The following is a 15,232-nucleotide window of genomic DNA, read 5'->3' as shown; positions in this document are numbered from 1 at the left end:
TGAGACTAACATCAATAAAGAGGTTTCCAACGTCTTAAACGAGGCGTGGGAAACCTCTTTTTGTATTTTAATCATGGATCAAACGAAGTTCTTGAAAAAAGTCAAAATAATGCACGTTCCTGCAAAAATTCATTCTCATTAGACGATCATTCTTTCGTTATGATTGAGCGTAACTAATAAATGGTTGAATGAAGGGGGCCTTGCATCGTGTGGAAAACGGCTATTGATGATGCTATTGCAAAGACGCTAAAAAATATAGAAAGATTTGAGGGGAAATTCCCTCATGTCAGCAGCAATGGAACCTATGAATTGAATGAAAATAATGATTGGACCAATGGCTTTTGGAGCGGGATGCTGTGGTTATGCTACGAATATACACAAGACGAACGGTTTCGGAATGCGGCGGATCAGACGGTTACAAGTTTTCGTCAACGTTTGAAGGATCACGTTGTGCTCGATCATCATGATATCGGTTTTTTATACTCTCTGTCCTCCAAAGCACAATGGATCGTGGAGAAGGATGAAGCAGCCCGACAATTAACGCTGCAAGCAGCGGATCTGCTTATGAACCGATGGTGTGAACCTGGCGGCTATATTCAAGCTTGGGGACAAAAGGGAGATGCTAAAGAGAGCGGCCGGATTATCATCGATTGTCTGTTAAACCTTCCACTGTTGTATTGGGCGAGCGAACAGACAGGAAATCCATCCTATATGGAAGCAGCTCGTATACAAGCAGAAAAATCAAGGCGTTACCTAGTAAGAGGGGATGACAGCTCCTATCATACGTTCTTCTTTCAGCCAGAAACGGGTGAACCGATCGGAGGGGCGACGCATCAAGGGTATACGAATGGTTCAACTTGGACAAGGGGACAAGCGTGGGGGGTATATGGATTCGCACTCTCCTATCGCTACACGAAGGATAAAAAGTTCCTCGAAGTTTCAAAGCGACTTGCCCGTTATTTCCTTGAGTATTTGCCAGACGACCATGTAGCCTACTGGGACTTCAATGCTCCCATTGAGAGAGATACCTACAGAGACAGCTCGGCCTCTGCGATTGTAGCTGCGGGATTATTAGAGCTCCTATCCCTCATGGAGCAGCAAGACCCTGAACGTCTTTATTTCCAAGAACATCTTGAGAAATCAATGACCTCACTCGTTCAGAAATACGCGACGATTGGGGAAGAAGACGCAGAGGGACTGCTTAAGCATGGATCCTATTATGTGCACGGAGGATTGTCGCCAGATGACTATATGATCTGGGGAGATTATTACTATCTGGAAGCGCTGATGAGGCTTGAGAAGGGTATCGGAGGTTATTGGTATGAAGGCAAATAACCAAGCTCAATATGAAGAGCGCCTATTTAACCTATTAAACCTAGATTATGAAGGGTTAGAAGTGGTAAAGAAGGCCATCCTTCAAAATCAGCTTAATGATGCATTTGCGACGCTAAAGCAATATTTTATTGAGCGAACTTCTCCTAGAATGTATTTGCAAAAGAAAGAAATACAACAGGTTTGCGACTATGTTCATGTACATTGTTCAGAAGAAATGCAGGAAGTGCTGCAAACAGCTGATGAGGTCGTATCGCAAACCTTCCTATTCCGCTTTCAGTGGGATATGGAGCGTACCCGTGTTCCTGTAAGCTTTGATCAGCTAATCGATTGGAATCACATTCAAGGTAATGATGTGGAATGGGCCTATATGCTTAATCGACACCGGTACTGGATTGCACTTGGACAAGCCTATCAGCTTACTGGAGATGAGAAATACGCGAGCACCTTCTGTCTACAATTAGAGGATTGGATTGATCGAAATCCCGTTCCTTCGGCACAGACTAGGAATACGTTAACTTGGCGCTCTATTGAGACGGGACTACGCTGCAGCAACTGGATCAAGGCACTGCCTTATTTAATCGAAAGCCAAGTTATGACGCCGCGTCTATTTGCAAAGATGTTAGTCTCCCTCCATGAGCATGCGGAATATTTAGCTTCATCATTCACAGGCTGGAGTAATATTAGCAACTGGGGAGTTATTGAAACGAGTGGATTATTTCAATTGTCCGTATTCGTTCCAGAATTTAAGCGAACACTTCACTGGCAGCAGCTAACGGATGAGAGGCTGAGAGAAACGTCACGACTGCAAGTGATGAAGGACGGCATTCATTGGGAGCAGTCCCCCACCTATCATCATGAGGTACTGAACTGCTTCCTAGACATGATGACTCTGGCTCAAAAAAATAAAATGACCATGGAAGCTAGTTTTACTCGTTCGGTAAAGAGCATGGCTGCTGCCTCTCTCTACTGGGCAAGACCGGATCATAGACAGGTGATGCTTGGTGATAGCGATAATAATGATATTCGGTCGGTTATGACGGCTGCTGCGATTATTTTCAAAGACCCCGTGTTTCGGTTTGCTGGATGGGAGAAGGTCGATTTTGATCAAGCTTGGAACTTCGGGCCTGAAGGTATTGGCTATTATGAAGATTGCCCCGTTCAAATACCGCCGCAGCAATCTTATGCGTTTGAACACTCAGGGCATTATGTGATGCGCTCTGGCTGGGAAGAACAAGCGTTGTATCTCTATTTCCGCTGTGGTCCTCTTGGAGGAGGACATGGGCACGCGGATATGCTTCATATCGATATTCATGCGTACGGCAAGGATCTGCTTACGGATCTAGGGAGATACAACTACTCTGATCATACGCCACTGCGCAAGCAGCTTAAACATTGCAGCTCCCATAATACAACGGTAGTTGATGATATTGAATTTACGGAAGTTATCGATACATGGCAATTTGGGCGAATAGCTTCAAGAACAGGCACGGAGTGGATTTCCGAGCCGAATTTTGATTACGTTAGCGGGAGCCACGATGGATACATTCATTTGAATGATTCTGTCTACCCAAGCAGGAGCATCATCTTTGTAAAACCGTATTTTTGGCTTGTGGTGGATTGCTTTAAAAGCCAGAATGAACATACATTTAAGCAGTTTTTTCATTTTGCTCCTGGACAACTGAGCTTATCGCAGGAGACGGGTATTTGTCGCACGACAAATGAGAATGATGCAAATCTTTGCATTATTCCGATCCAGACTGCTGGACTTAAGGCTGAGCAGAGCGAGGGTGTTATTTCTTATGAATATAACCTAGTGGAGCCTAACCAATATTTGACCTACGAGAGAACTGGTTCAGGTACCACATCGATGATGCAGGTGCTTTACCCTTTACGCGCGGGAGAAACAAGCATTCCTATCGTTGAAAAAGTTCCAGTCTACCTATATACTGGTGAGTTGGCAGAGGACAACAGCGTAGAAGCATGCCGGATTGTGATTCCGCATTCAACAGAGCAATATATCATTGTTGTATGCCATAGGGCTCCATCCTCTCATATTGATTCATACATGGTTGACGGCACACAGATTTTTGGCGAAGTGGTGCTGATATCCTTGAAAGATAAGGTCAAAGAGATTACCGTTATAAAATAAAGCCTGAAACGCGAAAAAAAGCGATAAGCTACCCTGCTGCAATAGTCATGAAAGCAACTTGAAAGAGGCGCGGTAAATATGTCTAGGTTAAGCTATTATCAAAAAATTCAGCTGTCATTTCTCCTATTTATTATTGTTCCTATCATTACCGTATCTGTCATCTCATTTGTGCTCATTAAAGAGACGATGGTTGAAAAGCTTCAACTGAGCAATGACAACTTCTTGAATGTCATGATCGAAGAGATTGGAACAACGATTGATGATGTTATATTCGCATCGCATTTCATAGTTAATGATACGAATGTCCGGTCAGATTTGAAAAAATTCGCGGATACAGAACGGTTGAATACGTATGCGGATTACACAAATTTTACGAACATAAGGGGAGTATTTTCTCTCATTACATCGAAACCCTTAAATAATAACATTCGAATGTATTTGGTCAATAGAAAAGGCTTTATTATTTCTTCGAATGAGGATGATTTGAATTTAGTTAATAGAAACCTAGACGATTTATATGAAAAAATTGATCTCAAAAGGCCGGAAACCCTGCAACGGCTCGGTATGGTTAAAGAAGAGTCCGATAAGGAAGGGACCTATTATATGGCAAGAGTGATTCATGATAATGATGACAAACGCTATCTATCGGTTCTGATTATTGGTATTTCAGAGTCATACTTTGAGAAAGTGCTAAAGCCCATTGAGTTTGGTAAAGTAGCGCTTTTTGATGCAGAGGGAACGCTTATTGCTGGAAGCACGGGGCTTCTGTCGCACGATGCAGCAGCAAGCAGAGATATTCTCCGTTCTGAAGTCACGTTAGACAAAACGGACTGGACGCTTGTTTATGAAGCGAATAAGGAAACCTTTACGGGGGAAATTTCAAGAACCTTCTATTTGGGTATTGGAGGCGTTATTTTCCTCTTTATTATTTTTTCCATATCTTCTATGTTTATTGCAAGGAGATTGCACAGGCCAATTCAAAAATTGCAGCGTGCGGTCAGGCAATTTGGGATGGGAAACCTTGATGTGAAGCTTGAAGTGAAAGGCAAAGACGATATCGCTGAGCTTGGTCATTCGTTGAACACGATGATGGAGCAGCTCAAGGGGCTTATCCATGATATTGAGCATGAACAGGAGCTGAAGAGAGTCATGGAGCTCGAGGCTTTGTTCATGCAAATTCGGCCGCATTTTCTAATTAATACATTGAACTCAATCAAATGCAGTCTCATCCTGCACAAGGATCTTCTGCATAGCAAAAGCATCGATTCATTAATGAGCTTGCTAAGAGCCTATCTGAAGGTAAATGAACCGACTTCATTGAAGGATGAGTGCGTGCTGCTCGGGCATTACATCGATATTATGAAGATCAGAAATGAAATGGTTCTTGAGCTTACGGTTGAGCTTGAACCAGGGCTGGAACAATTATTAATTCCGAAGCTGATGCTGCAGCCTTTAATTGAAAATGCGATTGTACATGGTTTGGTAGACAATCCTGCTGCCAAAATTTCGATCCAAGCAAGAAGAGTAGAGAACGGAATAATCATTATAATAGAGGATAACGGAAGTGGAATAGAGGAAGAACATTTAGCTGCACTGAACCATCATCTGCATTCAGTCGGCTCAGAGCAGTCCTCTTCTTATCAAAGGGTCGGCTTGATTAATGTGATTCAAAGGTCAAGATTAACATTTGGTCCAACGGCGGCGTTAGCTCTATATGAAAATGTACAGGGCGGGGTAACAGCCTTCCTTCATCTTCCTGTTATTGAACGGCATGTTTATTCTTCGGAGGGGTGAAACGGTGATGTATAAAGTAATGTTAATTGATGATGACGTCCCTATGATTCGGGTTTTGCAGCAAATGATCGATTGGGAGTCACTCCAGCTGCATGTAGTGGGGGCTACCTATTCAAGTGCAAAGGCATTGCATATGTTTGAAGAAACGTCGCCTGATATCGTCATCACTGACATTGGACTGCCGCAAAAAAGCGGTATCGAGCTAGCAGCTATTTTCCGCCGGATGAAACCGGATATTAGAGTCATATTTTTGACTTGCCACGAGGATTTTCATTACGCACAGCAGGCAGTAAAGCTGAATGCCGATGATTATCTTCTTAAAGATCAATTAACGGCGGAGCAGCTTGAGCAAAGCTTAGGAAAATCCATACAATTGCTCAAAATGAAAGTCCCAAAGATCGACAATGAAGTATCGAACTATAACAGTGAGCTGTTCAAGCAAGGTTTGTTTCAAAGAGTCATTGATGGTGTTAATCCCACATCAACTGTGGGGTATGCAGCTCAGCTAGGCATCTCATGGGGATACCCCTTCTTTATGATGGGTGTAGTCCATATCAATTTCTCAACTTACGAATCGCTTTACGTTCAGAACAATATTTCGTTAATTTTTTATGCGATTCACAATATTGCGGTGGAGCTGTCAGGTTCGTATGATGGAATAACGCCATTTTTGGAAAAAGACAATTTAGTTATTTTGTATAATTACCGAAATAATTTGGCGAACAATGCTTATCCTTATTTTCAAAAGTATATGCAGGAGCTGCAGGCTCTTTGTCTACAGTTTCTGAAATTGCAGCTTAATATAGTCACCGTGACAGATAAGATGGAGCTGCAATCCATTGGAGCCGTCTATCAGCAGGTGATTCAATATAAAAATGAGTTTTACAAAAGCAGTGAGTTTACGGTTACGAATATGAATGTCTTCTTACAGAGCATGTTTTTATCCTATCCGCTTGGTTTTCTAGATTGTTATAAATCAGATATTGAGCGTGCGATTATGAAAGGCGACTTTGACAGTATCCATAATATCGTCGCAAATATTGGAAAAAATGCAGAAGAGAATAGAGTCGAGCCAAGTGAGCTGGTTCAAGATTTATCAACACTCATTCGCAGCATTGATATAATGTTCTCAAGATGGAAGTCGGATGAGGGGATTTATATCTACCTGTCTTCTGCAAGGACTTTGCTCGATGTAACAGGATTGATTGAGAGAAAGCTTATTCACATTGCAAAAAACCGGCAGAAGGGATTAGAACCTGTGATCCAGGAGCCGAAGCTGCAGGTGATTCAACAATATCTAGATAAAAATTTATCCGAAAACATTACCTCAATTGACATGGCGCGTCATTTGTATTTGAATTCAAGCTACTTCTCCCGCTATTTCAAACGACTGACGGGTGTGAATTTCACGGATTTTGTTCACCAGTATAAAATGAAAATTGCTGCAAAAATGCTGAAAACGTCCAACCAAAGCATCGAATCTTTAGCTATGGGACTTGGATATTCGGATAGAACTTATTTTTCAAAAGTGTTCAAAAAGTATATAGGCATGACTCCAAGTGAATATAAAGCAAATTATACGATTAACACTTATGTAAGATGAATAGACTGCAGCCACAATCGAAACCTGTTCTCCGATAATGCCGGGGTACAGGTTTTTTTGTCGTTCCCATTGTTCAGAACTCTTATGGTGTTTTCTCTCATTACAAGCGATTTGGAAAGTCAAAATATTGCTCCTACGAAGTCATAATCCATCGTTCTTGTCCTGCGGATTTCTATTATCATTAGTATCAACTTAATAAATGTTGAGGTGATACGAAATGGAAGCTGCTAAACCAATCACAAACCCTGAAATTCTACAGAAGCCAAGAAAATTTTGGACTCCGAGGCGGAAAGAAGCATTAATCGGCTGGCTGTTTCTTGCCCCAGAAATCATAGGTATGTTATTGCTGAATGTATTTGCACTTGGGTTTTCTCTTTATTTGAGCTTTACTTCGTGGGACTTGTTATCAGGCATAGGGGGCATTAAGTTTAACGGTATCGACAATTATATTAAAATGTTTCATGATCCAACCATCATTAAAGCGTTGAAAAACAATCTGCTTTATACCGTGCTAACGGTGCCGGTTCCAATTGCGATATCGCTGGTACTCGCTGTTCTCATTCACAATAAGGTGTTTTGGAAAGATTACTTTAAGGTTGTGTTTTTCATTCCCTATATTTCATCCATTATTGCTGTAGCGGCAGTGTGGAGCGCATTGTTCCATCCTTCACTAGGACCGATTAATCAGTTTTTGATGGATCTAGGCATTTCCAACCCGCCTAAGTGGCTGGTGGACCCAAAAACTTCACTTATCGCCATTGCGATCATCACTTCTTGGGCAGGGCTTGGTTATACAATTATTATTTATTTGGCCGGTCTTACAAGTATTTCGAATGAACTATATGAAGCGGCGGATATCGACGGTGCGACTTCAATGACCAAGTTTCTCAAAATTACGGTTCCATTGCTTCGTCCGACAACGTTCTTCTTGTTTATTACGATGTTGATTGGTTCTTTTAAAGTATTTGATATTATCTCTTATTTGACAGCCGGGGGACCAGACAATTCTTCTACAGTCATTGTGTTCCGGATTTATGAGGAAGGATTCGTGAATTATAACATGGGGTACGCGGCTTCAATCTCATGGCTGCTATTTGCGATTATTGCTGTCATTACTGCGGTTACCTGGAAATTCAGAAATGAAGAATCATTATAAGGGGGAGGGGTCAGCTTGCTTATCATAAGAAAAAATATATCAAAAATAATTGTTACCATTATTATGGGTGCCATATCTATTTTCTTCTTAGTTCCTTTCATATGGATGATTTCATCAGCGTTTAAATTTGAAAAGGATGTTATGCGTTTTCCCATTGAGTGGATTCCTAAAAATATTAATGTGTTGTACAATTTTAAAGCAGTTTGGATGGGAAATGTAAACTTTCTTCATATTTATTTCAATTCTATTAAAATAGCTTTAATTGTCACATGTCTCACATTACTCTTTTCCACTATGGCAGCTTTTGCATTTACCAAACTCCGGTTTAGAGGGAGAGGCCTTGTATTTATGGCTCTGATTTCGTTCATGATTATACCGGATCAGGCCACTCTAATTCCTCGGTTTATGCTGGTTCGCTGGCTGGGTATTTATGATAGTCACTTTGCGCTTATTTTTATGGGGATGTTTTCTATTTATTTCACATTCCTGCTTCGTCAGTTCATGGCGGGCATCAGCGATGAGTATATGGAAGCTGCGAGAATTGATGGAGCAGGCCATTTAAGGATTTTCCGCTCGATTATCATTCCGCTTTGCCAACCGGTGCTTGCTACCGTCGCTATTATAAAGTTCATATGGTCATGGAATGATTATCAGAATCCGCTTATTTTTCTGCAATCCAAAGATTTGTATACGATCCCGCTGGGTATGAGCCTGTTCAGGGATGATTATACAACTAATGATGCCATTATGATGATGGCCGCGCTGTCAGCTATTATCCCTTTATTAATTATATTTATTATATTGCAGAAGCAAGTAATTAATGGAATTGCCCTTGGCGGAGTCAAAGGGTGATATTTGAAAAAAAGTCAAAAAAGTAATCATTTTACCTCAAAATTATACTCTTCTATGAATCGTCCAATCTTTATACTGATGATGAAAGAAGATGAGTCAGCTATTAAATAGGGGGGCAAAAAAATGAATCATAAGGGTAAACGCAAGTTTTTAGTTTCGATCTGTCTTTTGTTAGCGGCTTTTGCAGTGCTAAGCGCATGTGGAGGTAATTCTAATTCGCCTAAAAGCTCAAACGCTGCCGGGTCTGAGGGTACGGCGGACAAGCAAGTGACCATTAAGTATTACAATTTTGACAGTGCAGCTCAAGAGGTTGGTACAAAAGCTATGCTGCAAGAATTTGAGAAAGAAAATCCGGATATTAAAGTTGAGCATGTCATTCTTGTTCCGGGTAATTCCTTGGAAATGTTGAAAAAGCTTGATTTTCTAATCTCTTCGGGTGAAGCGGTCGACGTCGTAAACGTTCCGAGCGCGTCAGCGGTTATCGAAAGAGCAACTAGAGGCGCGCTAGCTCCGCTGGATGAATATTATGCTGCCAATAATCTTGTTGCTGCGGATGAATATTTTGTTAATCCAAAAGTGGGCGACAAAACTTACGGCATGCAGATGTCTACAGGTTACCAGTTCATTCTATTGAATAAGGATGCCCTAGATGCAGCAGGCTTGCCAGTGCCGACATACGGTTGGACATGGGATGACTTCCGCGATTATTCCAAGAAGCTGACCAAAGGCGAAGGCGTGGATAAACAGTACGGTTCGTACTTCCATACATGGGAATTGTATATGAATGCTCCAGCCCAAACGGTGATGAAAGATCCTTTCCGTTATGATGATGGAACGACGATCTTGGCTGATCCAACTTATAAATACTTCTTCCAGCTGCGCAAAGACATGGAAACGGTAGATAAATCGGCTAAGCCTTATGCGGATGTTCTTGCATCGAAGCTTAACTATCGTACTGAATTTTTCAGTGAAAGTGCTGCGATGATTCTTTCCGGAAGCTTTATGATTCCTGACCCAGGAAATACGGAGCAATATCCGCATGATTTCAAAACGGCATTTGCTCCAGTTCCGCTTCCTCCTGCGAATGCGCAGCCAAAAGATTATGAAGGCGGTAAGTACTTTGTAGGTGGAGGGCATCTAGTAATGGGTGCAACTTCCAAGCATAAAGAAGCTTCGTTCAAATTAATGCGCTTTATGACAACGACTGATTCGGAATCCAGAAACGAATTCTCTGGCTGGAAAAAATCAGACCAAAACGTCGTACTTGATCGTTTGATCGGTGCTAACGCTGATAAATATGATGTTGAATCGCTTAAAAACACATTGTTTGGCCCTGAAATTAAATATTTGGATGCTTCACAAGTGGTAACGACAAGTACTGCTGATTTGACGAAAGTTATCGGAGATGGCTTTAGCAAGTTCATGCTTAGCAAAGATTCCATTGACGATGTACAAGCATGGATGGTAAAAGAAGCGACGAGAATCATTGATGAGAAAGAAACAAAATAAAGTTAAGTGAATTGAAACCGAAATTGAGGAGCTTTGAGCAGTCTAGACATGGCTGCTGCAAAGCTCCTTTTTCTTATGTCGGATCAATGGCAACTTAGAAGTGCAAGGAGAAGGAGATGCAGCATGGCTAACTTATCATCATCATTATCAGTGCCAACCGAGCAGCAGCGTCGTTGGCAGGATCTTGAACTCGGAATGTTTTGTCACTTTGGAATGAATACGTTTTGTGATCAGGAATGGGGCGATGGAAATGACTCGCCTTCTTTATTTAATCCGGCCCAGCTTGATGCCCGCCAGTGGGTGCGTACGGCAAAGGCTGCAGGCTTCCGATACTTCGTCCTTACGGCAAAACATCATGACGGCTTCTGTCTTTGGCCGACCGCAACGACAGACTATTCGGTTGCCTCTAGTCCTTGGAGAGAGGGCAAAGGCGATATCGTAAGGGATTGTGCAGATGCCTGCCTTGAAGAAGGAATTGGCTTTGGTCTTTATTTATCACCTTGGGATAGACATGAACCATGTTATTCCGATCCAGAAGCGTATGATCTCTTCTACGCTAGTCAGCTGGAGGAATTGCTAACGGGTTATGGTCCACTCGTTGAGATCTGGTTCGACGGAGCGGGCTCAGAAGGAAGAGAGTATGACTGGAAACGAATCATGAGCTTAATTAAGCAGCATCAGCCCGATGCCATGGTGTTTAATATGGGGGCACCGACGATCCGATGGGTAGGGAATGAGGATGGTCTTGCCCCTTATCCTTGCTGGAATACAGCTGAATCTGCTCGGGTAAGCATGTTTAGTGAAGGAGATCTGAAATGGCTGCCAGAAACACCTCGCTGGGTACCGGCAGAATGCGATGTCCCTATTCGGAAGGACCGATGGTTCTGGCATCCTGAGGAGGAGCATCTGCTGCTTTCTTTGGAGCAATTAATGGATATCTATTATCGGTCGGTTGGCCATGGTGCAACACTGCTTTTGAATGTAACGCCAGATAACCGGGGGCTTATGCCGGAGGCAGATGTGAACCGGGTTATTTCGTTTGGAAACGAGGTTCGTCGCAGGTTTGATCATCCACTTGCCGAGCTGTTTGGCGAGGGAGAGGTTATCGAGCTTGTGTTGCCTCGGAAACTTATCATCGACCATATCATCACAATGGAAGATATTGCTTATGGAGAACGGGTACGGGACTATAAAATAGAGGTTCAAGCCGGCAATGAATGGATAGAAATGATCCGTGGGAGCGCAATTGGGCACAAAAAAATTGATCGCTTCCAACCAATTTCCACGGACAGAATACGTTTAACTGTACTTGAGTCGGTAGAGCGGCCAATGATAAGACGTTTTGCCGTGTTTAATAGTAATTAGATTCATTGTTGACAATGGAAACTATAAAGGATGGGTGAGGAAACCATGAGTCAATTGGAGATTAGAGATGGGCAGTATTATTTGCAGGGGGAGCCTTACCGTATCGTTTCGGGTGCCATACACTATTTCCGTGTCGTGCCAGAGTATTGGATGGATCGTTTGCAGAAATTGCAGGCATGTGGATTTAATACAGTAGAAACTTATGTTGCTTGGAATGTGCATGAGCCGCAGGAGGGTCAATTCCAGTTTGAAGGAATGGCTGACATTGTCCAGTTTATTGAGCTTGCGGGACAAATGGGTTTGCACGTGATTGTTCGTCCCAGCCCATTTATTTGTGCGGAGTGGGAATTTGGAGGATTGCCGGCATGGCTATTGAAAGAGAGCGATATGCAGCTTCGCTGCTCGGATAGTGCCTATTTGGCGAAGGTAGATCGATATTACGATGTATTAATTCCTAAGCTTGTTCCACTGCTCTCTACGCAGGGTGGGCCGATTCTTGCGGTGCAGGTGGAAAATGAATATGGCAGCTACGGCAATGATACCTCCTATTTAACCTATATTCGGGATGGGCTTGTACAAAGAGGGATAGACGTGCTGCTCTTCACTTCTGACGGACCTACTGACGAGATGCTGCTCGGCGGTACGATAGATGATGTTCATGCAACAGTGAATTTTGGATCGCGAGTTGCGGAATCGTTCGGAAAGTATCGGGAGTATAGAGAAACAGAACCGCTGATGGTTATGGAGTTTTGGAATGGATGGTTCGATCATTGGATGGAGCCTCACCATGTTCGTGATGCAGCTGAAGTGGCTGACGAATTGGATAAAATATTGGAGAGTAGTTCATCGGTTAATCTTTATATGTTCCATGGCGGAACGAATTTCGGATTTTACAATGGCGCCAATCATATTAAAACGTATGAGCCTACGGTAACTAGTTATGATTATGATGCACCGCTGAGTGAGTGGGGAGATGTGACGAGCAAGTATGAGGCGGTTCGCAGCGTGTTTGCTAAGCACGGCATAGAGCCAGGTTGTGAGATGCCGCAGCCGATTCCTAAATATCCATATGGTAAAGTGACACTGTCAGAGAGCGCGACACTGCTTGATAATTTGGACCAATTATCAGAGCCAGTAAAATCGACATTCATACAGCCTATGGAGAAATTTGATCAGGCGTACGGTTTTATTTTGTATTCGACATGGGTAAAAGGACCTCGATCTGGGCAGAAGCTGCATATTCAAGAGGTTCGTGACCGAGCGCAAGTATTTCTAGATGGCAAGTTATTAGGTGTTGTGGAGCGCTGGGACCCTAAGCCCTTAGATATTAGCATTCCAGAAAATGGGGCAAGACTCGATATTCTTGTCGAGAACATGGGGCGAATCAATTACGGTCCTCGACTTCGTGATCCGAAGGGGATTACGGAAGGAGTGCTCCTTGATAATCAATTTTTATACAATTGGACGATTCGGACGCTTCCCCTTTGTCCTGATTCTCTAACGTCAGTCCGCTACGAGACAACGAAGGATCATGATTTACGTGTAGAAACTCCGGCATTTTACAAAGGTTGTTTTGAAGTAGAAGAGATCGGGGACACTTTTTTAAGATTTGATGGTTGGAATAAAGGCGTAGCATGGATTAATGGCTTTAATCTGGGACGGTACTGGGAGATTGGACCTCAGCGTGCGCTTTATATCCCAGGGCCTTTGCTGCGGAAGGGACGCAACGAGATTGTTCTTTTTGAGCTGCATGGCTTCTTGACTGAGCCTGTAATCACGCTTAGTGACCAGCCTGATCTAGGGGAATCCGCAGCGGTGGATGACCGGGTGTTAAATTTTGTGCAAGATGAGCAGACAACCTAAATCGGGCTGTATCCCTAGTAATCAACCACGTCCTAAGGACGTGGTTTTTTTATACTTAAATTATTGCGTTTTTGAAAGCATTAATTTACATGTGGTTTGGCGGACATATCAAAATCAACAGCTTCTATAAATTCGATGATTTCCCCATTTGGACTATGAATAACAGCGTTTCTTACAAGAAGAGGCGGTTCGCCAAGAGAAAGGCAATCCGGTGCTACAAAAGGTTTTGCCCCATGAGCGAGTGCCTTTTGATACATTTCATCTACGTTATCTACATAAAAGGCGAAATGCAATAATGCTCCATGAGCGATATCATTTTCAGTTAATGCTTTTTTCCCTTGAGCGGGAATGACTGCATCGTTATCAAAAATCTCAATACAGGTCCTTTGGTCAGGTGAAACCAGCATGGAAGCTTCCTTAATTTGAAATAAGGGTAAACTCCAATGATGGCCTAACTTGAACCCTAAAACCTCAATATAGAATGCAATCGTTGCTTTATAATCTCTAGCTTGGATAGCTACATGTGAAATGCCTTTTACGCTCATCTCTAATCTCTCCTTAAATAATATATGTAAATTATAGAGGCATTAAAGGATGAGAGACATGCAAAAGATAAGCACTTTATAGTAATATGGTTATAAAATATAAGGTATTTTAGATGAAAAGGTTTATTTCATGTTAATGATCAGGAGGCTCTTACTATGGAACATCCTATGGATGACATTGATAAAAAAATTATGGCATTACTTCAGTACAATGCACGGTTGTCCATTTCTCAAATTAGCAAAGAGGTATCGATGTCACAACCATCCGTTAAAGAAAGAATAATCAAGTTGGAAGAAAAAAACATTATCTCTGGATACAATACCGTTTTTAATTTACGTGAAATGAATCGAGGCACGACCACGTTTATTTTAATAAAAACAGAACATTGCAAAGAGATTACTGACTTTTGTGAACATGCTATGGAAGTAACCGATTTATTTCGGATTAGTGGAGAATATAATTATCTTATTAAGGTGCAAACCGCATCCATTGAGGAACTGGCTGAATTTCAAGATTCTCTAATCAAGTTCGGACCCTCAAAGTCTCATATCAGTTTGAAAAATATGTTGGAAAACAGGGTTTTAATCTAGTAGAGAGAAAGTGTAAATATGACGATATGAATGGTGCTAATCATCGGATGGATGGTTTAACTACCTACCCCTTCAATATTTTTGGGGGAGGTTGGGAAAAGGTCACTCCAACGATAGAGCAGCTGCCTTTCAAAGGCGATACTTTAATTGGCAATGATGTATGGCTAGGACAACATGTCACGATTATGCCGGTGGTAAAAATAGGTGACGGTGCGATTGTTGCTTCGAATTCAACTGTTGTAAAAAATGTTGAACCTTATACAATTGTTGGCGGAAATCCTACAAACGTTATTAAGAAGCGTTTCGGTGATGAGATGATCAATCTGTTGTTGGAACTTCAATGGTGGGACTGGGATGAGAAAAAGATATTTGAGAATCTTGAGCAATTAGTATCGGTTAACGATATTGCCACACTAAAGAAGCTATTGAATAAGGAGTAGGATTTGAAACGAAACAGCAGAAATGCTGTT

General features: G+C 42.1%; 11 protein-coding genes and 1 pseudogene. 11 read left to right on the top strand and 1 reads right to left on the bottom strand.

Translation table 11 applies throughout. The features are described 5' to 3' along the window. Positions 1-207: 207 nt before the first annotated feature. From ACIFSR_RS30220 to ACIFSR_RS30180, 9 genes are all read left to right on the top strand, one after another. Positions 208-1,335 carry a glycoside hydrolase family 88 protein gene (locus ACIFSR_RS30220; protein WP_430062324.1) on the top strand — a complete coding sequence of 376 codons (1,128 nt, stop codon included), beginning with the start codon at positions 208-210 and terminating at the stop codon, positions 1,333-1,335. Beyond that, positions 1,322-3,484 carry an alginate lyase family protein gene (locus tag ACIFSR_RS30215; protein WP_430062321.1) on the top strand — a complete coding sequence of 721 codons (2,163 nt, stop codon included), beginning with the start codon at positions 1,322-1,324 and terminating at the stop codon, positions 3,482-3,484. The genes ACIFSR_RS30220 and ACIFSR_RS30215 overlap by 14 nt, the downstream gene beginning before the upstream one ends. Before the next feature lie 78 nt (positions 3,485-3,562). After that, positions 3,563-5,278 carry a sensor histidine kinase gene (locus ACIFSR_RS30210; RefSeq protein ID WP_430062318.1) on the top strand — a complete coding sequence of 572 codons (1,716 nt, stop codon included), beginning with the start codon at positions 3,563-3,565 and terminating at the stop codon, positions 5,276-5,278. Positions 5,279-5,285: 7 nt separating this feature from the next. Further along, positions 5,286-6,881, top strand: a complete 1,596-nt coding sequence (locus ACIFSR_RS30205) for a response regulator transcription factor (RefSeq protein ID WP_430063181.1) — start codon at positions 5,286-5,288, stop codon at positions 6,879-6,881. Positions 6,882-7,098: 217 nt separating this feature from the next. Continuing rightward, a complete protein-coding gene (locus tag ACIFSR_RS30200) occupies positions 7,099-8,037 on the top strand; it encodes a carbohydrate ABC transporter permease (protein WP_339208168.1) in 939 nt (312 codons plus the stop codon). A 63-nt stretch (positions 8,038-8,100) separates the two neighbouring features. After that, positions 8,101-8,889: a carbohydrate ABC transporter permease gene (locus tag ACIFSR_RS30195; RefSeq protein ID WP_076269617.1), complete on the top strand. Its 789-nt coding sequence runs from the start codon at positions 8,101-8,103 to the stop codon at positions 8,887-8,889. Positions 8,890-9,012: 123 nt separating this feature from the next. Continuing rightward, positions 9,013-10,398: an ABC transporter substrate-binding protein gene (locus ACIFSR_RS30190; protein ID WP_339208169.1), complete on the top strand. Its 1,386-nt coding sequence runs from the start codon at positions 9,013-9,015 to the stop codon at positions 10,396-10,398. 123 nt (positions 10,399-10,521) lie between these two features. Beyond that, positions 10,522-11,763, top strand: coding sequence for an alpha-L-fucosidase (locus tag ACIFSR_RS30185; protein ID WP_430062316.1), 1,242 nt, complete (start codon positions 10,522-10,524; stop codon positions 11,761-11,763). 45 nt (positions 11,764-11,808) lie between these two features. After that, positions 11,809-13,626, top strand: coding sequence for a glycoside hydrolase family 35 protein (locus tag ACIFSR_RS30180; protein WP_430062312.1), 1,818 nt, complete (start codon positions 11,809-11,811; stop codon positions 13,624-13,626). An 80-nt stretch (positions 13,627-13,706) separates the two neighbouring features. Here the strand turns inward: ACIFSR_RS30180 and ACIFSR_RS30175 are convergent, their stop codons facing one another. Further along, the gene (locus ACIFSR_RS30175; RefSeq protein WP_430062309.1) at positions 13,707-14,171 is read right to left on the bottom strand and encodes a VOC family protein; all 465 of its coding nucleotides are present in this window, start codon (positions 14,169-14,171) and stop codon (positions 13,707-13,709) included. A gap of 156 nt (positions 14,172-14,327) precedes the next feature. On the opposite strand from ACIFSR_RS30175, the gene ACIFSR_RS30170 reads away from it, so the two are divergent. Together ACIFSR_RS30170 and ACIFSR_RS30165 are read left to right on the top strand one after the other, a co-directional pair. Further along, entirely contained in the window at positions 14,328-14,762 is a 435-nt protein-coding gene (locus ACIFSR_RS30170; protein ID WP_430062306.1) for an Lrp/AsnC family transcriptional regulator, read from the top strand. A gap of 26 nt (positions 14,763-14,788) precedes the next feature. Next, positions 14,789-15,202, top strand: a pseudogene (locus ACIFSR_RS30165) (CatB-related O-acetyltransferase); the annotation flags it as partial. Positions 15,203-15,232 lie beyond the last annotated feature (30 nt).

The sequence above is a fragment of the Paenibacillus sp. NRS-1760 genome (assembly GCF_050467785.1).
Taxonomy (GTDB): domain Bacteria; phylum Bacillota; class Bacilli; order Paenibacillales; family Paenibacillaceae; genus Pristimantibacillus.
This window is presented reverse-complemented; position numbering and strand designations above follow the sequence as displayed.